The organism is Fictibacillus sp. 26RED30, from assembly GCF_015903845.1.
Taxonomy (GTDB): Bacteria; Bacillota; Bacilli; order Bacillales; family Fictibacillaceae; genus Fictibacillus; species Fictibacillus phosphorivorans.
Map to the genome: position 1 here is coordinate 72,863 of NZ_JACZDV010000004.1, position 21,325 is coordinate 94,187.

The following is a 21,325-nucleotide window of genomic DNA, read 5'->3' on the forward strand; positions in this document are numbered from 1 at the left end:
AAAAAAGAAAGGCGAATTTACGCCAAGTTCTCAACTAACTTTACATTCTTAATTAGATCATACGTAAGACAAACAGGTTTTCTCGTCCTCGGGTCAACACCGATCTCTGCATCAATATGAAATACATTGCGTAGGACCGTACGTGTCATTACCTCTTCAGCCGTACCCTCTTTTAAGATGGATCCGTCTTTCATCGCGACCATATGGTGAGCAAAGCGAGCCGCATGGTTTAAATCATGAATGACCATTACGATCGTTCTCTTCTCATCCCGGTTCAACTGGTATAACAACTCTAGGACTTCCAATTGATGAGACAGATCTAAGTATGTAGTCGGTTCATCCAACAAGATAATATCCGTTTCTTGAGCCAATGCCATCGCGATCCATACCCGCTGGCGTTGCCCACCTGAAAGCGCATCTACAGAACGATCTTTGAACTCAAGGACACCTGTAACGTCTAATGCCCAATCTATTACTTCAAAATCTTTTTTCGTAAGCTTTCCGAAGCCTTTTTGATAAGGAAATCTTCCGTAAGAAACAAGTTCACCGACCGTAAGTCCTTCTGGTGAATCTGGTGACTGAGGAAGAATCGCCATCTTTTGAGCAATCTTTTTCGTAGATTCTTTGCTGACGGCTTTACCATCTAGATAAACCACACCGGATTTAGGATTTAGAATGCGCGACAATGTTTTTAGAACCGTTGACTTCCCACACCCGTTAGGTCCAATGATTGTCGTGATCTTACCGTCTGGAATGGAAATGTTAAGATCTTTAACGATGTCTCGTTCACCATATGAGATTTGCAAATGCTCAGCATACAGTCTAGACACTTTATTCGACCTCCTCTATAACAGTAATTTGAAATATATTTAAAACATTGAACTTAATTGAAAATGATTATCAATCTCGTTACTCATTTTATTGGATATCGATGAGTGTGTCAACGGGAATTTTATTTTAATAAAAAAATCAGCCCTTTGTCTTTCAAGGCTGATCTCCCATTATTAAAACATTCCGAGCGCTTTTTTAGTCGCTGGACCTACTACACCATCAACTGTGAGCTTCTTAGCTTTTTGAAATTTACGAACGGCAGCATCAGTGTTGGCGCCAAATATACCGTCGATTCCTTTTGTGCTGTACCCTAGATTCGTAAGCCTTCGTTGAAGCTCCATGACTTCGGCACCACGGCTACCCTTTTTCAGATTAACGACTGAGAATACAGGCACCGTCGAACTGTTTGTTACCTTGTATCCATTCGCTGCTGCTAGTGCAGGGAATGACTTACCTGAAGTTGTAATCACTACAGGTGTATTTACTGAAATCCTAGCATATAACCACTGCACCTCGTTGTTGTACATACGGATACAGCCTGCACTTACATACTTACCTATGGAACTTGCATTATTGTTTCCATGGATAGCATACGTCGTTCCCCAAGTTCCGTTTACGTTTAAGCCTAGCCATCTGTTTCCTAAGGGATTGCGCGGATCTCCACCTGGGATATTACCTGTATAATAAGGCCGATTTGTGATCTTGTTTACAATTTTAAACTTACCTTCTGGTGTGTAAGATGGCAGTTTACCTGTAGCCACTTTGAAAACCTTCGATAATTTATTATTCTCAAAATACGCTAACTGGTTTGTCGATTTATTTATGACGATAAATGATGAAGCTGCTGCCTTTGCTGGTTGAACGAGTAAGAACATGAAACCAAACATCAGTAATGCAATCAGTATCTTTTTCGTTTTCATTCCTTCTCTCCTATTCTTTATTGAAATAACAAATCCTCATATTCTATGCGAGGGTATAGGAGATGCATTACTACTTTTGTTAAAAATTTAATCAAAAAAACATGAATAATAAGCTTGTACGATGAATAGACTGGTAGGTTATATTTATACATATGAACAGAAAGAAGATGGAATGATGCGAAATGTTATGTTAAAGAACACTCATAGAGTGGAAATTCGCGAAGCTGTAAGTGATGATGCAGTGAACATCATCGATTTTTATAATGTGGTTGGCGGTGAAAGTGATTTTTTATCCTTTGGAGCTGGTGAATTCAAACGAGAAATAGAAGATTATAGTAATTACATTGTCTCTGTCTCAAATGAATCGAACTCTATCATGCTGCTTGCGACAATCGGTTCAGAGATTATTGCGATTGCAACCATTAACTCATCGCAGAAGGAAAGAACCAAACATGTTGGAACTTTGGGGATTGTTGTTTCTAAAAACTATGCGGGGTTGGGTTTAGGCAAAGAATTGATGAATGAACTTATAGAGTGGGCAAGACAAAATGGAATCACTCGAAAGATTAGTCTCGTAACAAACGAGCATAATACGAAGGCAATCGACCTTTATAAAAAGTTCGGTTTTGACGAGGAAGGTTTGCTGAAGCAAGATAACTTTATTAATGGAACCTATCAGAACACGGTAATGATGGGGTTGATTTTATAGTAAAAGGTACCTTCATTTAGACAGGTACCTTCTTTTGTTTATTCACCTTTAATCTCAAGCAGCTTCTGCCTTAAACCGATTTCCATCGTAGCCAGCTCTTCTTCTGCAAGACGTCGCTTTACTCGTCCCTCTTCTTGAATACGGAGTGTCTCTTCCAATGTTGAAAGAAGATTCTCCTGCGTTTTCTTTAACGTTTCAATATCAATCAAACCACGTTCGTTTTCTTTTGCAGTTTCGATCGTATTGGTTTTTAGCATCTCAGCATTTTTTAGTAAAAGCTCGTTCGTCGTTTTGGAAACTTGTTTTTGAGCTTCTACCGCATTACGCTGTCTGATTAACGTTAATGCAATAGCGACTTGGTTCTTCCACAATGGAATAGCTGTCATGATGGACGACTGAATTTTTTCTACCAGCGCTTGGTTCGTGTTTTGAATAAGGCGAATTTGTGGTGCACTCTGAATCGTAATCTCACGACTTAGTTTTAAGTCATGTACACGTTTATCTAAACGATCGGCAAACTGAACCATATCATTTACTTCTTGAAACTTCATCTGATCGTTCGTCTGTTCAGCTACTCTTCTCATCTCAGGAATCGTAACCTGGTTTAGCTCATCCAGCTTAAGTTCTCCCGCCGCTATATATACGTTCAACGCTTGAAAATACTCTTTGTTGTTTTCATACAATTTTTCAAGCATGACGATATCGGACATAAGAACATTCTTGCTGCCGTCTAGCTTTACCGAAATACGATCAATCTGAGCTCCTGTTTTTTGATATTTTGATAGGACCTCCTGAACAGAGCCCGAGATCTTTCCGAACATGCGGCCGATCAATGTAGGTTTGTTGGACTTTAATTCTTCAGGATTGACATCTTGAAGCTTTCTCATCAAATCTCCAATGATCTCACCGATTTGCCCTGTGTCTTTCTTTTTCACATGATCGAGCATCGTGTTCGAAAAAGAATGAAGCTTTGCCTGTGCAGGCGCCCCGTACGTGATCATCGTCTGGTGATTCGTCGGATCAATCTGTTTCGCCAGCTGATACGCTTTTTCTTTATTTTCTTCTGGCAGAACATCGATTAATCGTACCTGCTTGTTGTCACTAGAAGGCACAGCAGATTCTTGCTGTTCGCCAAAAGGGTTCGCCAACAAATCATCCATTAGATTTGTCGGTTCATCTGAATGGTTAAGTGGTGCATTATTTTCTTTCATTTATATCTCCTGCCTTTTTTATGGATTGGGAGTCATTTTGAGATTTAATTGAGTACTTCGCTACATCGATCTCATAATGTAGGTCATCTATATCATTTGACAATACTTGGTATAAATCCTTTTCGATCTGAACGATCAGTTCGTCTAGAGTTCTTCTCGTTTCTACTAATGAATGTGTCAATTCCCTCGATTTTCTTGGCTGTGAGGATAGAAACATATATTTTTCGGTGAGCTCTACGGCTGAATCCAAATGAGAAAAATAGAACTGTTCTGCTTGATAAAAACGTCTTGGCTCTTTTTGGGTTAAACTCTGGATCTTTCTAACTACACGTACAAGATCCGCTCTTTGTTTTAAAGTTGGCAGGTCACGGACTGAAAACATTGCTTTTTGTAGTCTGTAAATTTTAGGTTTTGCTTCATCTAAATTTTTTCTGATGTATTTATACTCTCTTCTAGATAAGTGATGTTCACTTAGAAATCTCTGTTTTTGAAGAAGTCCTGTTGCTGTATATGCGGCAGCTCCTCCAGCTACTGCGATTCCTGACGACAAAAGGTAGGTCTGGTCATACCCAATAATACTTGCCAGCCATACTCCTACTGAAGCTGGGATAGCAACAAACATGCGGATAAAAAAAGCTAAAAATCCGTTCATTGTAATCGACTCCTGACATAAACTCTTTACTATTCATACGGATGTAACGGTTTCTGAGTTTCGTTTAAATAAAAAAAGTTCATCTATACTATGTTTCTATTATTACCTTATCGAAACCTTCCTAAAATCACCATGGCTTTAAGAAGTAATGTGTTCTAGGACTTGAGGCGTATATAAAAAAACCCACCCCCATAATTTTAAGGGTGAGTTTTGATTTATTATGTATTTGAATTAGTATTCGATTGGAGTTTCTCCATATGCTTCCCATAAAAGCGGAAACTTTTTTCTCAATCCCTCTTCATCATCTTCGTCCCAGTCAAATTCAATTTCTGATTGAATATATTGGTTGTTTGTTAACTTATCATATACATCTTGGTACTCTTCATACTCTTGACCTGTCTTTTCTTCATACGCTTCACACGCTACAGACAATAACTCTTCAAGTTGAGGCATTTCATCTTGCTCTTCTATTAATTTTAAATAGGGTAACAGTGACTCAGGATCATTAATAGCTGTTTCATAAGGTTCTTTTCCTAGGTATACAAGAAACGCTCTAAAATAATCAAAACAATCGTCAGAACAACCCCCCATTATGATGTATGCTGCTGCCCATAAATCTGATGTGTATGACTTTAAATAATAGGTATTGAATATGAAATCAAACATGATGATGTCTTTAACAGGTCTCTTTGACAGCTGATATATAAGCCATTCCATTTGCTCTTCAGCATCATCGCCCTTTTCTTTGCATTTATCGATCAGTTCCCAGAATAGGGTTTCTGTCATGGTGGTATCTTTTAAAACTATGCTGCTTGAATCAGCGGTTACGTAGCCTTTTTTCATCTTTGAAGAAATAAGTTTATCGATTTCTTTACGACACTTCTCTTCAGATTCAAATGTTTTTGTTTTTATCGCTCCAACTGTTCCTACTTTTCCGTATGTAACCACATAGGCATTTCCTGTTTGGTTAATTTTCCAAAACTTATTAGAAGAATCATCTTTATAAGTAAGTAACACTTCCATAAGAATAACTCCCTCTTCTCGTATGTATTTTTAATTAATGCTTATAATTTTATGTTATAACAAAACAAAGACGCTGAATATGCATACATCACATAAACAGCGCCTTTAGCTTAAAATCACTTTATTCACTTAAACGTTCTTTCCTTTCTTACTAATACACAAATGCTAGTTATTGTCCCTAACTAGACTTCAATTAATTGTTCGTTCAATCAATTGCCTTGCATTAGATCTTATTTTTCCTCTACTTCTGGTAAATTCCCACACGCCCACATGCTGCGAAAATAGTTTTCACCGGCTATTTCCATCTGCAACACGATCTTAGCATGCTTCGCTCACATACGTCATTGGAATCATCCTCTTTCGTTATGTGTATTTGCGCGTTCCCACATACCCACACATCTCGAAATCAGTTTTCACTGGCTGATCTCTAACTGGATGTGATTTGATATGCTTCGCTTCCTTATTTCATTGGAATCACGCCTTCCTTTATTTGAAGTAGTGTTTCTTTGTTAACTACATATTAACCCATTCTAAATTTTATTTAAATATTCAGAATAATCAATATTATGTGATTTAGGGTGTATTTATTCCACTTTTTTAAGCAATACTCCTTCATTCGTAAAATTTCTTTTTATTTCATCATATTTCAACAATTTAAATAATAAATGTGTTTTTTAGGCTTTCACCTATTCCAACTTCCCTACATAACATACATGTAGAAACACAACTACAAAAAAGAGGAGTGTTTTGAACCTTGACTGGAAAAATTCTGAATTATTATGCTGGCGGCAATACAGCTAGAGGTTTTCACAACTTATTTCCATCAAATCTTAATGGTCTTGATCGCCTCTTTATTTTAAAAGGCGGACCTGGTACTGGTAAGTCGACACTCATGAAAGCGGTCGGGGAAAAGTGGAACAACGAAGGCTACGATATCGAATACATCCATTGCGCTTCAGACAACGGTTCGATTGATGGTGTAATTATCAGAGAACTCGGAATCGGAATTGTCGATGGCACTTCTCCACATGTTATTGAACCAAAAGCTCCAGGAGCGATTGAGGAATATGTAAATTTAGGTGAAGCGTGGGATTCTAAAAAGCTGGCCAACAAAAAGGCGGAAATTTTAAAGATTACTGATTCCATTTCTGCTGATTATCAAAAAGCATATGCAACTTTCCATGAAGCGCTCCTTATCCATGATGAATGGGAAGAAATTTATATTATGAACATGAATTATGAAAAAGCAAACGACCTTACGGATGAACTGATGCATCAATTTTTTTCTAAGAAAGTAAATAAAGCCGCGAACGTTTATCACCGTTTTCTAGGCGCAGCTACCCCTAAAGGTGCTGTCGATTTTGTGCCTAACTTAACTGAAGGTCTGGAAAAAAGATATTTTATTAAGGGAAGACCTGGGTCTGGAAAATCAACTTTATTAAAAAAGCTGGCCGCAAATGCAGAAGCTTCAGGTTATGATGTTGAGATTTATCATTGTGGGTTCGATCCCAACAGCTTGGATATGGTGATCGTGAGAGAGCTCGGCTTTGCGATTTTTGACAGTACAGCACCTCATGAGTATTTCCCTGAACGTAAAGGTGACTCCATCATAGACATGTATGAAAAGACGATCAAAAAGGGTACGGATGAAAAATTCTTTGATAATTTAAAAGAGATCAGTGGGCGTTATTCAAAAAAGATGAAAGAAGCTATCGGATATCTAGCAGACGCAAAAAGTAAGCACGATGATTTAGAAAAGATTTATATTGCCGCGATGAATTTTTCAAGAATCGACAAAATTCATAAGAAGATTGATCTAGAAATTGAAAAACTAACCGCAGCACAACAACAAAAATAATATTTGATGCAGCCACTATTTTGAGGATGGTGGCTGTTTTGTTATGATGACCATAAGACAATTTTACATATGGAGGACAGGTTTAGTGATGGAAACAGAACATACAAAAGCTGTTGAAGATTTATATTTTAACTTTTTACATGCGTGGAACGAACGGAATTCACGTGCTATGGCTGATCATTTTACCGAAGACGGTGAGATGGTTGGATATGATGGAAGTCAGGCATTCGGTCCTGAAGAGATTCATGCTCATCTCGAGCCCATATTTAGTAGCTTCCCAACACCGCCTTATTATGCAAAGGTGAAGAACATTTCGTTCTTAAGCGATGATGCTGTTATGGTTCGCGCTATTGCCGGGATGATACCCGTTGGAAAAACAGAACTGTCTCAAGAACTGAACACGCATCATACTGTAATTGCCGTTAGAGATGAAGAAAAATGGTTCATAAAACTGTTTCAAAACACACCTGCTCAATTTCACGGACGTCCTGAGCTTTTAGATCAGATGACAGAAGAGCTTCGTGCATTGCTTCCTGAATAAAAACAAAGAAACCCGCTTAAGTTACAGCGGGTTTCTTCATGTCTATTATTTTCTTAATATTTCCTTAAGCCCTTTATAAATTAATACAGCTCCAAAAACAAGAACCGTTAAAATCGCGATAATTTTTACAGCTGGACCGAATGCGGCTAAAAACGTGCCGCCTAGTGGAAGTGCAAGTAGAAAATAACCAGCTAACAAAGCCCCAATCAGTGTTAATACATTTGTATTAGACATATTGCGCCTCCTTATAACAGTTTTTCTTCTCGTTATAAGGTATGCGGTAATGTTGAGAGTGGTTAATTCCTGATAAAATCAGTTTACTGTCGACTTTTTATCATTTACTGTCCACTTTTCTATATTTACTGTCCACTTACATTTTCAATAGTTTCGTATAATCCTTCTTCGGTACGATGCCTTCTTCTCCAGCCCGGTTCAATAGAGTTGTAATAGCCTCAAAGCCCTTGGCACCAAGATCCGCAGTAAAATCATTCACATACAGATCGATGTGGGATTTCGCTACATCCTCAGAGAGTTCGCTCGCATGCTGCATCACATAATCTCTTGATGCCTCAGGATTTCGCCATGCATACTCTACTGATTCACGTATCCATGCTGTAATAGACTCTAAATCTAGTGAACGGCGCGCGATGATCGCTCCAAGGGGAATGGGCAGTCCCGTATCTTCTTCCCACCAGCTTCCCATATCCGCCAACAGATTTAACCCGTAATTTTGATACGTAAAGCGAGCTTCATGGATAACAAGACCTGCATCAATCTTGCCGTCTTTTACAGCAGGCATGATTTCATTAAACGGCATAACGATGATCTCGCCCACTCCGCCTGGTACATTTTGAGCAGCCCATAAACGGAATAGCATGTAGGCTGTAGAGCGTTCACTTGGAACAGCCACCTTTGCTCCTGATAGCATGTCAGGCGTAACATCACCTGGCTGCTTCACAAGAACTAACGGACCACATCCACGACCAAGTGCACCTCCGCATGGAAGCAGAGCATATTTATCCAAAACATAAGGAAGCGCTGCGTATGAGATCTTTAATATATCAAGTTCATCTGACTCAGCAGCTAATCCGTTTGTGATATCTATATCTGCATATGTAACATCAAGTTCTGGAGCACCAGTAACAAGCCCATGAACCAATGCATGAAAAACAAACGTATCATTGGGACAAGGTGAAAACGCAATACTCATTTTACTCATAACAAAACCTCCGCGATAACTTTACTAGCTCTCTCTAGTGTATCGAACGCTTCCTTCATACGCCAAGCAGAACGATCTCGCGGACCAATCGGATTTGATATAGAACGTATCTCAAGTACCGGCTTTCCAAATTCTTGTGCCGCAAGCGCTACACCATAGCCTTCCATCGCTTCTGCTACAGCATCAGGCTCACGATCCTGAAGATTCTTCGTTGTTTCAGAAGTTCCTGTCACAGTAGATAGCGTTAGAACGTGACCGAGTTGAACAGCTACACCTGCGAGCTTTAATGACGTTAAACAGTGCATGACCAGTTCGCTGTCTGCTTTTATGCGCGTTGAAGCACCAAAGCCAAGTTCATCCAATGTGATGAATCCATCAGGAGATTCTGCTCCAAGATCTCCTGAAATCATCTCATCTGCAATGACCAGTGTTTCAACATCTGCTTTTCCCTGAAAGCCTCCAGCAATTCCCATGTTAATGACAAGGTCATAGTCTTTTGTTAAAAGTGCTTTTGTTGTTTGGATACCCGCTGAGATCGGACCAACTCCAGCTAATACGACATCAATGGAAGATGTTTGGCTAATTCCTTTTAAGATTGCCTCTTTTTCAGCAGCTACAGAAGTCATAATTAAAATACGGCGTTCGTTATTCATCGACATGAAGATCCCCTTTCGCCGGTTAGCTTAATTTTTCAATGAACACTACTTTTAAATAGTTACCCTCTTTGAACTCTTTGTGTGTTTTAAAATCTTGTGGAAGCTTAAACTCTTCTAAAATGTTATACGTGCCGCCTGTTTGTTTAAATGCTGATGATATCATCTCTTTAAACTTTTTCATCCCAAACGTTGAGCAGTTAGAAGAAGCTACGATTACACCATTTCTTTCTGTAATCTGGATCGCTTGTGCTAATAAATCAGGATAATCTTTCCCAGCACTGAACGTATTTTTCTTAGATCGCGCAAAGCTAGGGGGGTCTAGAATAACAAGGTCAAATGATAGCTCTTTACGAACGGCATATTTAAAATAGTTGAACACATCTTCTACAATGATGTCGTGGTCTTCATAGTTCAGACCGTTCACACTGAACTGTTCTTGCGTCTTGCTTCGACTTCTATTCGCTAAATCAACGCTTGTCGTTTTCAGAGCACCACCAAGAGCAGCCGCAACTGAGAACGCACCTGTATAAGAGAACGTATTCAGAACGGTTTTCCCTTTCGCATATTGATCACGAATGGTTCTGCGCACATCACGCTGATCCAAGAACACACCGACCATTGCACCATCATTTAGATAAACGGCAAAGTGGATTCCGTTCTCTCTTACGATTAGTGGACTAGGCGCTTGTTCACCTTCTACAAAATCGTCATCATCAATATATTTTCCTTTTACAGCAAAACGCTTCTTCTCGTAGATGCCTTTTACTTTAACAAGCTCTTTAAGAGAGGCAATCACTTCATCCTTAAAAGAGTAGATGCCTTCACTATACCAAGTTAGAACGTAGTAGCCGTTATAGTGGTCGATCGTCAGTCCACCGATTCCGTCTCCCTCACCGTTAAAAACGCGGAAAGCTGTTGTTTCATAATTGTTAAATAGATCTTGGCGATGGTTGATCGCTTTTTTCAGTTTCTTCTCAAAGAATTCTTGATCGATGAGTTCTTGTGAATTTTGCGTGAGTACCCATCCACGGCCTTTGTTCTGTTTACCGTAGTATCCCTTACCCAGGAACACATTCTTTTCATCAAACAGTTCAATGATCGTTCCTTCTTCTTTTACGTTGCTTATATTTTGTACAGTATCCTCCGTAATCAATGGAAAACCTGTTTTTAACCCCTTCACATAAGAAGGTTTTACTTTTAATCGGACATTCTTCTTCATCTTGTCACCCGTTTCTTATTTTCGTTTTGCAGCAAGTAAACTTTAATCATAAAGTAACTTACTTCTTCAGGAAGTAATTCTTTGATCGGCTTTAACTTTTCTCCGCCAGCTTGTTGAATGGCATGTTCAATTTCTGAGACATGTTCATTTGGAATGAGATCCTCCATATAAACGTCCATTCCATCTTGTATGCATTGAACGAGGTGACTCTCCACTGTACTCACGGCTAGATTGCGATGTTCAGCAATCTCATCCACTGACATCTTCTCTTTATAGAGAGTGTATGTTTCAAGATGAGAATCAGGCGTTGTCTTTTTGGCAGGCTCTTTTGCAACGGTGCTCTGACCCGTACTTTCTCTTCGCTCTGGATGCTCAGCCAAATAAGAAGAAATAGCAGAGATAAACCGCTCTCCGTACTTCTCAAGCTTATTTTGACCAACACCCGTCACACTCAAAAATTCAGTTCTTGACACAGGCAGCTTCACACACATATCTTTTAACGCGGTATCTGCGAAAATAACGAACGGTGGAACGTTCTCTTGTTCAGCTATCGTCTTACGCACGATTCGAAGCTCTTCAAATAACGGATCATCTGCAGCCACTTGTTTCGTTACGACCGCTTCTTTGCGCATGATCTGTTCTTTTCCGAGCAGGATGTCTTTCCCTTTTTCTTTTATATAAAGAGTTGGGAACGTACCGTGCTCAACAGCGATGATCTCTTGTGAGATAAAAAACTCGATGAGATCTGTTATTTCTTTCGTACTTTTATCTTTCAGCATGCCGTAAGTTGGCAGCTTATTAAATCGCATCTCTAAAACCTTTTTATTCTTGGACCCGGTCAGTACTTGCGCAATCAACGTCTTACCGAACCTCTTCTGTCCCATCCTCACGATACAGGACAACACGATCTGCGCTTCTCTTGTTACATCGATGCTATCGCGATTATCCGTACAGTTGCCGCACCGGCCGCATGGTGGTATTTCTTCATCACTAAAATAACGGACGATTGATTGCTGCAAACAGCTTTCTGTGTAGCAATAGTCCACCATGAGCTGAAGCTTCTCCAGCTCTTGCGCCATACGATCCTGTTCACTAGACTGATCAATCAGAAAACGCTGTACCTGAACGTCTTGTGATGAATATAGCAGGATACATTCACTTGGAAGTCCATCACGGCCAGCACGACCGGCTTCTTGATAATAACTCTCCATGTTTTTAGGAAGCTGAAAATGGATAACATATCTGATATTCGATTTATCGATACCCATCCCAAACGCAGAAGTAGCCACCATGACTGATGACTCATCTTGAAGAAATTGTTCTTGTTGTTCCATACGCTCGTTGTCATTCATTCCTGCATGATAACGAGATACGTTGATACCATTTTTTTGGAGTGTTTCATAAAGCTGATCAACCGTTTTACGTGTTGCTGCGTATATGATTCCCGCTTCTTTCTCGTTCTTTTTGAGAAAATCTTTTAAGTAAGAAAGACGGTCTTGTCCCTTAATCACAGAAAAAGATAAGTTTTCACGTTCAAATCCTGTTAATACCGTCTTGTTCTCATCAATATCAAGTGACCAGCAGATGTCTTGGCGAACACGCGGTGTAGCTGTTGCCGTTAACGCGAGCACTACCGGACGATTCGGCAGATTCCCGATCATTCTTTGAATACGTTGGTAGCTCGGTCTGAAGTCGTGTCCCCATTGCGAGATACAGTGGGCTTCGTCTACCGCGATTAAAGGTATATCGATCTGTCTCAAATGATCCATAAAGTCATAGGATTCTAGGCGTTCTGGTGCAATATATAAAAGTTTATACTCACCGCTTTTCGCCTTTTCAATTCGTTCTCTCGCCTCTGCTGCTGTAAGTGAACTATTGATGAAGGCCGCGGAAATACCCAACTGCAATAATGTATCAACCTGATCTTTCATTAATGAAATTAAAGGAGAAATAACAATTGTTGTTCCTTCAAAAACAAGGGCAGGTATTTGATAGCAGATCGATTTTCCGCCACCAGTAGGCATAACACAGAGTGTATCGTCACCCGCTAAAACCGATTGAATCGCTTGCTCTTGTCCGTTCCGGAATGAAGAATAACCGTAATGCAAATTCAGCATTTGCTTTGCTTTTTCTATCAAAACTTAAATTAGCCTCCCTCAGGTAGAGTCATCTCTTGATTATAAAGGTACTGACTCAACATAGCAAAGACACATCTTACCGTTTTCTTCCGATAAAAATAGACAGACTACTTAATAAAGTGTGATACATTAGGAATTGGAGAAATGGAAAAGGAGTTTTTACATATGACAAATCAAGAAAACAACAATTTACCACCAAAAACATGTTCCATTGAAAGACTCGTAACGATGCCAGCTGATGTTGCTAAAGTTCTAGAAGGCAAGAAAACGGCAACTCGCAGAAACGGACGCTATGCTGACATTGGGGAAATCATGGAATTAGAAGGGCATTCGTTCGTAGTAAACAACGTATACCGACAATCTCTTGGTGAACTAACTGATCAACACGCCGAAGACGAAGGCTTTGCAACGGTTGAAGAGTATAAGAACGCGATTCTTTCATACCACCCTGGTATGCCGTGGCTTCCTCATATGCAAGTATGGGTTCACGAATTCAGTCCTGCTAAAGGCTAGATCATAACTCCATGGATGTTTTGTATCCTATTTTCTTGTATATCCATATTTTAAGCGTGATCATTTCAGTTGGACCGTTTTTTATCCTGTTCCCACTGATTAAAAAGCTGCGAACCGCTAGTGGAGATGAGATGCAAGCTCACCTCGGCACATATCGGTTTGTCGTTTGGCTCGCCAAACACGCGGGTCACGTCTTAGTATTGTCAGGTTTATTGCTCGTGTTCACAGGACCTTGGACGTGGGACACACCATGGATCCTCATGACTTTAATCATCTTGTTTTGCTCGCTGTTCTTTTTAGCTCGCGCCTTTTCACCGACGCTTCGAAAGTTTGATGATGAAACGCACGATAAAACGGCGCTAGCTCAAAAACTGCAGCGTGCCGTTTTGATATACCTCGGATTATTGATGATTATGCTTTGGTTTATGGTCGGAAAACCATATTTGTGGTTTGGATAGGTTGGCGGAAGCTGCTCCCTTGTGTTGTGAGGGTGCGGCTTTTTTCGTTGCGTCCATATGGAGTGGACAAATTTAACTTGGTAGACAAAAAATGTAGATTGGAGCCTAAAACTCGTGGATTAAACAGCTAAACTTTTGGATTAAGCATGCAAATTTCTGGATTCAGAAGCTATTTTTGTGGATTCATTATCTTGGTGTCCAGCTGGCATAGAAATGGCCGCCTATGTAAGAAGAAATTCGCCTCTCTATATAGAATAAACTGTGAGACAGCACGGTCTTAGCATGCCGGATGGTTCTGAAAGAAAAGAAAGTAAACATCAGCGAAAAGATTGGTAACAAAAAAAAACCTCCTTTGGTTGGAGGCTTTACGGTTACAATGAATCTCTTGTTGTTATTGCCAGCTCCCAACCCCTATTGATGGCTCCTACGTCTTGAGCAAATTGATCATATACATACAGTTGCCATGTTCCATTCGGATTCGTACCATTAAAAACGCTAAGTACCGTTCCATAAGGTAGTCCTGGGGCACCTGGTAATGCTGTAACTGGAGGAGTAATACTTGGTTTATAAATGCCTGGTGGAGGAATTGTATTTTCTGTCATAGAATTTACTGCTGCATCACTGAACGTATAAGTAGCATTTACAACTCCAGGACTAAAGCCTCCAACTGTAGACATTAAGATGACATTCTGTCCTTGAGGACCTACAAGTAGCACCTGCAGATCTGATAGATATGAATGTGTAAGGTTACGAAGAGTTACCGTTACATTTGTAATTGTCCCAAATAAACCTGATACATTAATAATCGATGGATACGGTGTTGCTGCTCCGCTGTCAGGAATTGTAATGACGTTAGGATTAGCAAAGCGAGTTGTGTTTACTGCAGTCCTTCCACAGATAATGGCTGTTATACATCCGCAGTCTAAAGCTAGCACTTGATTCCCACTCGTAATTCCAACAACGCAATTCCCTCTAATCCCTTGAAAAATAAAAGGAACTTGTCTACCCCCTACTACTAACACAACAACTTGTCCGTAATTCAAACATTTTACCGTGTGACAAACACATGAATGAATCATTGTTTCCCACCTCCCTCTTATACGGTTACTTCTACTATATGCAAGTCTCCAATTTTCGCTTAGGTAACACAGTATTTAATTTCACAGCTGATAAAAACGCTTTCACTATCTAATAATATTAAATATTTTAAAAATTTATATAATTCCCCTTGTCCCTATCTTTTTAAGCTGTTATGATTGTGAACATTATCTTTCTAAAAACACCACAGAAGGGACACATGCAGCATGAAGAAATTATTATTGATCGTATTGATCTCCGCTCCATTTATCGCACAACTGGTCGTTCTACCGTTCGTAAACAGGATCGATCCTATCATTTTCGGACTACCGTTTCTTCAGTTATGGTTGTTTTTGTGGATTGTGCTAACTCCTTTTTGCACATTAGGAATCTATCAACTTCAGAAATCAGAAGGGAGCCTGGACTAAATGCAGCAAGGTAATCTTACAGCACTATCTATCACGATTTTTATTATCTTAACAGTCGTTCTGATCGGCTTTCTTGCCGGAAGGGACAAAGCTACCCGAAGCTCAGTTGAAGAATGGTCTGTTGGCGGAAGACGCTTTGGCGGCTTACTCGTTTGGTTTCTAGTGGGTGCAGATCTTTACACAGCTTATACGTTCCTAGGTTTAACGAGTACCGCTTACACAGCAGGAAGTCTCGCCTTCTTCGCGATTCCCTACTCGGTTCTGGCGTATTTTATCTCTTATTTTTTCCTTCCGAAGTTATGGAAAGTGGCGAATGAGCATAAGTTAACCACTCTAGCAGACTATGCTCGCGAACGTTTTGACTCTAAGTTATTATCTTCACTCATCGCCATCGTCGGCGTACTTATGCTGATTCCGTATATCTGTTTGCAGCTGAGTGGTATTCAAGATACGCTTCAGGTTGCTGGGACAGGCTTTATCAATGTAAAAGTGGTCGTGATCACCTCTTTCTTGCTTGTTGCACTTTATACATTTTTCAGTGGGATCAAAGGACCGACTTATACAGCGATTATTAAGGATGTTTTAGTGTGGGCAATCATGTTATTCATGGTCGTGTCTCTTCCAATCATGCACTTTGGCGGCTGGAATCCTATGGTTGATAAAATCGTAACGGAAGCTCCTCACCTCTTAACGATTCCAGACTCTGGGCCAAAAGGTGTTACATGGTTCATTACAGCAGCTTTTGTATCATCACTCGCTCTTTTTATGTGGGCACATGCGGCAACAGGCGTTTTCACAGCAAAAAGTGCAGATGCCATTCGAAAAAATGCACTGTTTCTGCCGCTTTATAATATCGTTTTAATTCTTGTTGTTTTCCTTGGATTCATCGCTTTTCTTGTTTTACCAGATGGGACGGATCCTAGGTTTGCTCTTCTTGCGTTGATTCAAACGTCTTATGGTGGAATCGGTCAGGGTTTAGCGTACTCAACAATCGCACTGGCTTCACTCATTCCTTGTTCCATCATGGCGATTGGTGCATCGAACCTATTTGCAAACAACATCTATCGTGACCTCATCAATCCGAAAGTAAAAGGACCGAAACTAACGATGATCACTCGCGGCATGGTTTTCGTTGTTATCGGACTTGCGTTATTGTTCGGTCTTGTGTTTCCACAAGCGCTCGTTTCCCTACAGTTGCTTGGTGTATCAGGAATGGTGCAGATTTTCCCTGCAATCGTTATCAGCTTGTTCTGGAGAAATCAATCTAGAGAAGCTACCATTATTGGCCTGATTGTCGGACTTGTCGTTACCTTCACAGTCTACTCAACAGGTACAAGCCTTGGAATCTATGAAGGTTTCTGGGGATTGATGGCTAACTTTATAACGGTAGTTGGGTTGAACCCTTTCTTCGTTAAAAAAGCGAAGCATTCCTCAAACGCTGTAAAGAAATACTTGTTTGATCAGTCATCAAAAGAAGAACAACTTGTACGAAAAGGAGCATAACTTTTACTCCACAAAAAAAAGCTTGAGTCCAAAAATCTTCGGACTCAAGCTTTTTTAATGAACAAATCATAAAGAACTCGAAGCTTCTTTGACAAAAGAAACCAGTTGTTCGGAATCAATCGTGTCACCTTTCCGCAGCTTAATGGTTTTACGTTCTGGCGGACCACTATACAGACCTTCTGGAAGTTTTAATGAATTTGCATTAAAAATCGTAAAACTTACTGCATCTTTGGATGTCGAGATTACTGCAGCGTATTTTCCGTTTTTTAAGAAGTGAGGCTTTTTATACTGAATCCGCTCATGAACTTCAGGTATTGCTTGGTGAACAACTCCGCGTAGATTCGTAGATAACTCTACCTGCCAGGATTCTTTTAATTCGTCAATAAATTGGGTCACATCGTTATTCATCGTTTACTGTCTCCTTTATTTTTGTCCTATCGGCCTTTTGCAACATAAATATATGTTCTTCTAAGTCCTTTTTCAGACTTTCTTTACTTGGACTCGAAAGTGGTGGCTTTCGACGTAATGAATAATTTCCCTTGCTTTCTACTTTACCTCTCTGATATCGCATCCATCGTTTCCTCCTTTGGATTGTGATCAGCTTTCCTACCTTAACTACGAAACTGAACATCTATAATCGACTAGGTTTGAAAAAAACTTCGTTCAAGACTCACATTCTTTTACTCTTTCCATCAGAAGGCTTTTCTCTTTATCATTCTTAGTCATGGATGCAGCGCGTTTAAATTCTATACGTGCGTCATCAAATCTTCCCAACTTAAAAAGAAAATCTCCACGCACACTATATAGAAGGTGATATTCCCGTAAAGAAGGTTCCCTACTTAATTCATCTACAAGTTGAAGTCCTATTGAAGGACCAAATGCCATTGAGATAGCTACGGCATGATTTAGTTCCACAATAGGAGAAGGGGAAATCCTGTATAACGCCTCATAAAGCGCAGCTATTTTTACCCAATTCGTTTCTTCAACGGAATGAGCTTCTGCATGACAAGCAGAGATTTTCGCTTGAATCGCATATTGTCCGAGTGGTACACCTATCCTTTCACTCCGCTCGAGTGCCGCTAATCCACGACGAATCAGTAAACGGTCCCATTGTGCTCGATTTTGATCCATGAGTAAGATTGGTTCCCCTTTTGCATTTATCCTAGTCTTCAACCGTGAAGATTGTATTTCCATTAATGCTACTAGACCATGTACTTCTGATTCACTTTGGGCGAGCTCAGCAAGAACGCGCCCTAATCTCAATGCCTCCTGACACAATAAAGGACGAACCCAATGATCGCCTGATGTTGCCGCATACCCTTCGTTATACATCAGATAAATAACTTCAAGTACCGTTGATAGACGTTCTTTTCGATCTTCTTTTGCTGGAACTTCAAAAGGTATATTTTCAGATTTAAGTGTCCTTTTGGCACGTACAATTCGTTGCGCTACAGTAGATTCTGACAGAAGAAAAGAACGGGCGATCTCATCAGTAGTTAAACCACATAATAAACGCAATGTTAGTGCAACCCGAGCTTCTTGCGATAACACCGGATGACAGGTCATAAAGATTAAACGAAGAAGTTCATCTCCAATTTCTTCGTTTATCACCTGATCAACATCTTCTTCCGTGTACAGATCAGTTCCTCTGGCCAGCTCGGAATATTTTTGTTCACGTTTTTTTGTACGCCTTATTAAGTCAATCGCACGCCGTTTGGCCACAGTCATCAGCCATGCCCCCGGATTATCTGGTATACCGATATTTGGCCATTTTTCTAATGCGACGATTAATGCATCATGAGCAATATCTTCAGCGATACCTACATCTCGCAGCATGTGCGTTAAGCTTGCGACCAACTTCGCAGATTCTATTCTCCATATCTCTTCGATCGCTCGATTTACATCCACCACTGTCACGCTTTTTGTTGCTCCTCAGCCTTTTTTCGAAGTTCTCTTTCTTTCATTAAATGAATAGGGTTTTCCATTATTTCCTCCGCTTCAAAAACCTGTCGCAGTTCAATCTCACCATGCCCATATCCATGTGGATCCGGCATACGCAGAGCCCACTGAATTGCTTCTTCTCTTGACTTCACTTCAATGAGCGTATAGCCTGCAATTAGTTCTTTTACTTCTGTAAACGGGCCGTCAATTACTTTAGGACGACCGCCCCGTTCCGGGTAAGAAATTCGTATACCACTTGAACTGGGTTGTAAGCCGTCTGCAGCAAGAAGCACACCTGCCTTTACTAATTCCTCGTTATATTTTTGCATGGCATCTATTAATTCCTGACTCGGCATTACCCCCGCCTCTGAATCTGCAGTCGCTTTAACGATCATCATAAATCTCATGTGTAGTTGCCTCCTCATTTTTAACTCTTCATATTAATGATCTGCACGATAAATCTATAAAAAGGTTTCGGTATTTGTTAAAAAAATCCTGTAGTGATTTTCTCTAGTTTATACAGCAGAAAAAAATAAGACGAGCTCAGAAGAAATACTTTTAACATTGAGCTGTTTCGTATGTCCAAGCCCCTTCTTACTTATTAATTCAGCATTAGGAAGCACTTTTACTAAAGCATCTGCTCCGTCACGAAGCATTAAAGGACTTTCTGTACCTTTAAGTACAATTGTTGGCACTGTTACGTTATTCCAAAAATCTTCAGGCAATGACTTTCCTTCCATATATCCTTCTAATAATGTCGCATCGTACGGAAGGGTATGTGCAACCGCCATAAGCTTGGACCAAACACCAGGCATCATACGCATCATAGTTACAACGAATGAAGGAGCCCCCATGCCCTTCGTCATGAAATATTTAATCGTATCCGCACTGCGATCATCAGCAACAAGTTCACTAACCTTTTTTGAAAAATCCCTTGGTGGTACATGATCTTTGTCATTGACGATAAATGGTGGTTCGTGGAGCGCTAATTTTGCAATACTCGCTCCATGAGCAGCTGCTTGTAAAGCAAGAACAGCTCCTGATGATAACCCCCAAACGAATGCCGTTCCTCCTGCTTTTGAGATAATTGCATCCAGATCTTCATACTCTCGTACGGGTTCATACTGTTCTGCGTCACCACTATCACCACGGCCACGTCGGTCGTATGTGTAAACTGTAAAATGGTCTGATAATAATTTTGCAAGTTTAACCATGCCTGGGAACTTTCGATAACTGAATGCGCCTCCGATTAAGATGAGTGAAGGTCCATTTCCTACCTTGTCATAAACAATTTTTGTTCCATCTTTTGAAATTACAGTATTCATATGAATCTCTCCTTAGCATTTCAATTGTTTTTTAAGCTGATTTACTTATACGACGAAGAGGAGACGATAATATCGACACACTTTTTTATTCTTTTCAGTTTTTTTACAGAAAAGAATAATCGCAACGAAGTCGCTGCGATTATGATTGTTACCCCACTATACTCTTAAAAAAAATTCTATAAACTAGCGAACTTGATTCTGCTCTCGATAATGCTGCATCTTCTTATTGAATTGAAATCCTAGCACTTTAAAATAGATGGTGAATCCAAGTATGCCGCCCAGATAAAGAATGTGAAACAGAACCAGCATCATATAAAATGTTTTGCTTCCCCACTCGAACCAGTTAAATACTTGGGACATCCCTATTAAAACGAAGCCGAGAATAAAATATTGTATGATCAGTTTCCAACTATTTGTTAACTTCACTTTAGTGTCCTCAGTCCAAAATAAGTAATGCAAACCAGTAACCAGAATACTGATAAAAAAGATTTGAACGATCATCTCAAATGAGATCTCCCTTTTTCCGAGCATATAGCCGAACACAACATAAATGATGATTCCTCCCGAAAAGAATAAACTCATAATCGTTTTAAATGCTACCGTATACGCCATAATTTTTTTAAACATATCATCGCCTCCTTTAATTTAAAAACCTAACTTTTCCTTTAAAACAGGCACATACTGACGGGACACTAATAGGTTCTCTCCGTTCTCCATCTTCACTTCTAACCTGCCCCCAATTCGCGGGGAAATGGATTGTAATCGATCGAGATTCAATATACTTGCTTTTGTAGCACGAAAAAAATTCACATCACCGAACAGCTCTTCAATTTGATACAACCTTAATGACACCTCATAGACCGAGTTTTCGGTATAAGCAAATGTCTTTTTATCAACTGACTCAAAATAATAAATATCATTTGGTAAAAGAAGATAGACCTTTCCATCCTTTGTACCCAATACTTTTCTTTCAAGGGACCTCAACGAAGTTAGAACTTTTATAACTTCATCATTTAACATTTTGCATTTCACAATGATTTCCAAGCCTTCATGATCATCACTTTCATGTATTGTTAGCTTCATCTCACGCCCCCTTTATGTGT

25 protein-coding genes are annotated in these 21,325 nt (G+C 39.8%); 7 read left to right on the forward strand and 18 right to left on the reverse strand.

Annotation, left to right across the window (positions count from 1 at the left end):
* Positions 1-17: 17 nt before the first annotated feature.
* The gene (locus tag IHV11_RS18410) at positions 18-830 is read right to left on the reverse strand and encodes an ABC transporter ATP-binding protein (protein WP_197191891.1); all 813 of its coding nucleotides are present in this window, start codon (positions 828-830) and stop codon (positions 18-20) included.
* Positions 831-1,004: 174 nt separating this feature from the next.
* Entirely contained in the window at positions 1,005-1,751 is a 747-nt protein-coding gene (locus IHV11_RS18415; RefSeq protein ID WP_197195831.1) for a L,D-transpeptidase family protein, read from the reverse strand.
* A 121-nt stretch (positions 1,752-1,872) separates the two neighbouring features.
* Between IHV11_RS18415 and IHV11_RS18420 the strand changes: the two genes are divergently transcribed.
* Positions 1,873-2,460, forward strand: a complete 588-nt coding sequence (locus IHV11_RS18420) for a GNAT family N-acetyltransferase (RefSeq protein ID WP_231620403.1) — start codon at positions 1,873-1,875, stop codon at positions 2,458-2,460.
* Between the two features lie 38 nt (positions 2,461-2,498).
* On the opposite strand, the gene IHV11_RS18425 is transcribed toward IHV11_RS18420, so the two are convergent.
* The 3 genes from IHV11_RS18425 to IHV11_RS18435 form a co-directional block, all read right to left on the reverse strand.
* Positions 2,499-3,671, reverse strand: coding sequence for a toxic anion resistance protein (locus IHV11_RS18425; RefSeq protein ID WP_197195832.1), 1,173 nt, complete (start codon positions 3,669-3,671; stop codon positions 2,499-2,501).
* Complete coding sequence (locus IHV11_RS18430; RefSeq protein WP_197132439.1) at positions 3,658-4,323, reverse strand: 5-bromo-4-chloroindolyl phosphate hydrolysis family protein; 666 nt, start codon at positions 4,321-4,323, stop codon at positions 3,658-3,660. The genes IHV11_RS18425 and IHV11_RS18430 overlap by 14 nt, the downstream gene beginning before the upstream one ends.
* Positions 4,324-4,554: 231 nt before the next feature.
* Positions 4,555-5,346, reverse strand: coding sequence for a DUF4240 domain-containing protein (locus tag IHV11_RS18435; RefSeq protein WP_197195833.1), 792 nt, complete (start codon positions 5,344-5,346; stop codon positions 4,555-4,557).
* Between the two features lie 754 nt (positions 5,347-6,100).
* Between IHV11_RS18435 and IHV11_RS18440 the strand changes: the two genes are divergently transcribed.
* Together IHV11_RS18440 and IHV11_RS18445 are read left to right on the forward strand one after the other, a co-directional pair.
* Complete coding sequence (locus IHV11_RS18440) at positions 6,101-7,204, forward strand: PRK06851 family protein (protein ID WP_197195834.1); 1,104 nt, start codon at positions 6,101-6,103, stop codon at positions 7,202-7,204.
* Positions 7,205-7,292: 88 nt separating this feature from the next.
* The gene (locus IHV11_RS18445) at positions 7,293-7,745 is read left to right on the forward strand and encodes an SgcJ/EcaC family oxidoreductase (RefSeq protein WP_197195918.1); all 453 of its coding nucleotides are present in this window, start codon (positions 7,293-7,295) and stop codon (positions 7,743-7,745) included.
* Positions 7,746-7,790: 45 nt separating this feature from the next.
* Here IHV11_RS18445 and IHV11_RS18450 read toward each other — a convergent pair whose 3' ends face one another.
* From IHV11_RS18450 to recQ, 5 genes are all read right to left on the reverse strand, one after another.
* A complete protein-coding gene (locus IHV11_RS18450) occupies positions 7,791-7,979 on the reverse strand; it encodes a hypothetical protein (protein WP_066390930.1) in 189 nt (62 codons plus the stop codon).
* A 136-nt stretch (positions 7,980-8,115) separates the two neighbouring features.
* The gene (locus tag IHV11_RS18455) at positions 8,116-8,955 is read right to left on the reverse strand and encodes a 1,4-dihydroxy-6-naphthoate synthase (protein WP_197195919.1); all 840 of its coding nucleotides are present in this window, start codon (positions 8,953-8,955) and stop codon (positions 8,116-8,118) included.
* A gap of 5 nt (positions 8,956-8,960) precedes the next feature.
* Complete coding sequence (locus tag IHV11_RS18460; protein ID WP_197195835.1) at positions 8,961-9,623, reverse strand: futalosine hydrolase; 663 nt, start codon at positions 9,621-9,623, stop codon at positions 8,961-8,963.
* Positions 9,624-9,642: 19 nt separating this feature from the next.
* On the reverse strand, positions 9,643-10,839 hold the full coding sequence (locus IHV11_RS18465; RefSeq protein WP_197195836.1) for a class I SAM-dependent rRNA methyltransferase: 1,197 nt from the start codon (positions 10,837-10,839) through the stop codon (positions 9,643-9,645).
* Positions 10,836-12,977: a DNA helicase RecQ gene (recQ, locus tag IHV11_RS18470; protein ID WP_197195837.1), complete on the reverse strand. Its 2,142-nt coding sequence runs from the start codon at positions 12,975-12,977 to the stop codon at positions 10,836-10,838. The genes IHV11_RS18465 and recQ overlap by 4 nt, the downstream gene beginning before the upstream one ends.
* Before the next feature lie 165 nt (positions 12,978-13,142).
* Here recQ and IHV11_RS18475 point away from each other — a divergent pair, with 165 nt between their 5' ends.
* Positions 13,143-13,490: an ASCH domain-containing protein gene (locus tag IHV11_RS18475; RefSeq protein WP_197132423.1), complete on the forward strand. Its 348-nt coding sequence runs from the start codon at positions 13,143-13,145 to the stop codon at positions 13,488-13,490.
* An 11-nt stretch (positions 13,491-13,501) separates the two neighbouring features.
* Positions 13,502-13,948 (forward strand): hypothetical protein, encoded by a 447-nt coding sequence (locus IHV11_RS18480; RefSeq protein WP_197195838.1) that lies wholly within the window; start codon positions 13,502-13,504, stop codon positions 13,946-13,948.
* A 371-nt stretch (positions 13,949-14,319) separates the two neighbouring features.
* Here the strand turns inward: IHV11_RS18480 and IHV11_RS18485 are convergent, their stop codons facing one another.
* Positions 14,320-15,027 (reverse strand): proprotein convertase P-domain-containing protein, encoded by a 708-nt coding sequence (locus tag IHV11_RS18485; RefSeq protein ID WP_197195839.1) that lies wholly within the window; start codon positions 15,025-15,027, stop codon positions 14,320-14,322.
* 225 nt (positions 15,028-15,252) lie between these two features.
* Here IHV11_RS18485 and IHV11_RS18490 point away from each other — a divergent pair, with 225 nt between their 5' ends.
* Positions 15,253-15,453 carry a DUF3311 domain-containing protein gene (locus tag IHV11_RS18490; RefSeq protein ID WP_197195840.1) on the forward strand — a complete coding sequence of 67 codons (201 nt, stop codon included), beginning with the start codon at positions 15,253-15,255 and terminating at the stop codon, positions 15,451-15,453.
* Entirely contained in the window at positions 15,454-16,956 is a 1,503-nt protein-coding gene (locus IHV11_RS18495; RefSeq protein WP_197132414.1) for a sodium:solute symporter family protein, read from the forward strand.
* Between the two features lie 66 nt (positions 16,957-17,022).
* Here the strand turns inward: IHV11_RS18495 and IHV11_RS18500 are convergent, their stop codons facing one another.
* The 7 genes from IHV11_RS18500 to IHV11_RS18530 all read right to left on the reverse strand — a co-directional run bounded on the left by IHV11_RS18500 (position 17,023) and on the right by IHV11_RS18530 (position 21,305).
* Entirely contained in the window at positions 17,023-17,364 is a 342-nt protein-coding gene (locus tag IHV11_RS18500) for a DUF1801 domain-containing protein (protein ID WP_197195841.1), read from the reverse strand.
* A complete protein-coding gene (locus tag IHV11_RS18505) occupies positions 17,357-17,527 on the reverse strand; it encodes a hypothetical protein (RefSeq protein WP_197195842.1) in 171 nt (56 codons plus the stop codon). Before IHV11_RS18505 ends, IHV11_RS18500 begins: the two co-directional genes overlap by 8 nt.
* 92 nt (positions 17,528-17,619) lie before the next feature.
* Positions 17,620-18,873, reverse strand: a complete 1,254-nt coding sequence (locus IHV11_RS18510) for an RNA polymerase sigma factor (protein ID WP_197195843.1) — start codon at positions 18,871-18,873, stop codon at positions 17,620-17,622.
* The gene (locus tag IHV11_RS18515) at positions 18,870-19,304 is read right to left on the reverse strand and encodes a YciI family protein (protein WP_197132403.1); all 435 of its coding nucleotides are present in this window, start codon (positions 19,302-19,304) and stop codon (positions 18,870-18,872) included. Before IHV11_RS18515 ends, IHV11_RS18510 begins: the two co-directional genes overlap by 4 nt.
* A gap of 108 nt (positions 19,305-19,412) precedes the next feature.
* Positions 19,413-20,222: an alpha/beta fold hydrolase gene (locus tag IHV11_RS18520; protein WP_197195844.1), complete on the reverse strand. Its 810-nt coding sequence runs from the start codon at positions 20,220-20,222 to the stop codon at positions 19,413-19,415.
* A 183-nt stretch (positions 20,223-20,405) separates the two neighbouring features.
* Entirely contained in the window at positions 20,406-20,849 is a 444-nt protein-coding gene (locus IHV11_RS18525) for a hypothetical protein (RefSeq protein ID WP_197195845.1), read from the reverse strand.
* An 18-nt stretch (positions 20,850-20,867) separates the two neighbouring features.
* A complete protein-coding gene (locus tag IHV11_RS18530) occupies positions 20,868-21,305 on the reverse strand; it encodes a LytTR family DNA-binding domain-containing protein (RefSeq protein ID WP_197195846.1) in 438 nt (145 codons plus the stop codon).
* Positions 21,306-21,325 lie beyond the last annotated feature (20 nt).

What these genes read in the sequence shown, in the direction of transcription:
- IHV11_RS18500 (WP_197195841.1), bottom strand. Translation starts at nt 17,364, where the DNA reads ATGAATAACGATGTGACCCAATTTATTGACGAATTAAAAGAATCCTGG.
- IHV11_RS18505 (WP_197195842.1), bottom strand. Translation starts at nt 17,527, where the DNA reads ATGCGATATCAGAGAGGTAAAGTAGAAAGCAAGGGAAATTATTCATTA.
- IHV11_RS18450 (WP_066390930.1), bottom strand. Translation starts at nt 7,979, where the DNA reads ATGTCTAATACAAATGTATTAACACTGATTGGGGCTTTGTTAGCTGGT.
- IHV11_RS18525 (WP_197195845.1), bottom strand. Translation starts at nt 20,849, where the DNA reads ATGTTTAAAAAAATTATGGCGTATACGGTAGCATTTAAAACGATTATG.
- IHV11_RS18460 (WP_197195835.1), bottom strand. Translation starts at nt 9,623, where the DNA reads ATGTCGATGAATAACGAACGCCGTATTTTAATTATGACTTCTGTAGCT.
- IHV11_RS18515 (WP_197132403.1), bottom strand. Translation starts at nt 19,304, where the DNA reads ATGAGATTTATGATGATCGTTAAAGCGACTGCAGATTCAGAGGCGGGG.
- IHV11_RS18485 (WP_197195839.1), bottom strand. Translation starts at nt 15,027, where the DNA reads ATGATTCATTCATGTGTTTGTCACACGGTAAAATGTTTGAATTACGGA.
- IHV11_RS18490 (WP_197195840.1), top strand. Translation starts at nt 15,253, where the DNA reads ATGAAGAAATTATTATTGATCGTATTGATCTCCGCTCCATTTATCGCA.
- IHV11_RS18495 (WP_197132414.1), top strand. Translation starts at nt 15,454, where the DNA reads ATGCAGCAAGGTAATCTTACAGCACTATCTATCACGATTTTTATTATC.
- IHV11_RS18435 (WP_197195833.1), bottom strand. Translation starts at nt 5,346, where the DNA reads ATGGAAGTGTTACTTACTTATAAAGATGATTCTTCTAATAAGTTTTGG.
- IHV11_RS18415 (WP_197195831.1), bottom strand. Translation starts at nt 1,751, where the DNA reads ATGAAAACGAAAAAGATACTGATTGCATTACTGATGTTTGGTTTCATG.
- IHV11_RS18445 (WP_197195918.1), top strand. Translation starts at nt 7,293, where the DNA reads ATGGAAACAGAACATACAAAAGCTGTTGAAGATTTATATTTTAACTTT.
- IHV11_RS18425 (WP_197195832.1), bottom strand. Translation starts at nt 3,671, where the DNA reads ATGAAAGAAAATAATGCACCACTTAACCATTCAGATGAACCGACAAAT.
- IHV11_RS18530 (WP_197195846.1), bottom strand. Translation starts at nt 21,305, where the DNA reads ATGAAGCTAACAATACATGAAAGTGATGATCATGAAGGCTTGGAAATC.
- IHV11_RS18455 (WP_197195919.1), bottom strand. Translation starts at nt 8,955, where the DNA reads ATGAGTATTGCGTTTTCACCTTGTCCCAATGATACGTTTGTTTTTCAT.
- IHV11_RS18475 (WP_197132423.1), top strand. Translation starts at nt 13,143, where the DNA reads ATGACAAATCAAGAAAACAACAATTTACCACCAAAAACATGTTCCATT.
- IHV11_RS18430 (WP_197132439.1), bottom strand. Translation starts at nt 4,323, where the DNA reads ATGAACGGATTTTTAGCTTTTTTTATCCGCATGTTTGTTGCTATCCCA.
- IHV11_RS18465 (WP_197195836.1), bottom strand. Translation starts at nt 10,839, where the DNA reads ATGAAGAAGAATGTCCGATTAAAAGTAAAACCTTCTTATGTGAAGGGG.
- IHV11_RS18480 (WP_197195838.1), top strand. Translation starts at nt 13,502, where the DNA reads ATGGATGTTTTGTATCCTATTTTCTTGTATATCCATATTTTAAGCGTG.
- IHV11_RS18420 (WP_231620403.1), top strand. Translation starts at nt 1,873, where the DNA reads ATGAATAGACTGGTAGGTTATATTTATACATATGAACAGAAAGAAGAT.
- IHV11_RS18520 (WP_197195844.1), bottom strand. Translation starts at nt 20,222, where the DNA reads ATGAATACTGTAATTTCAAAAGATGGAACAAAAATTGTTTATGACAAG.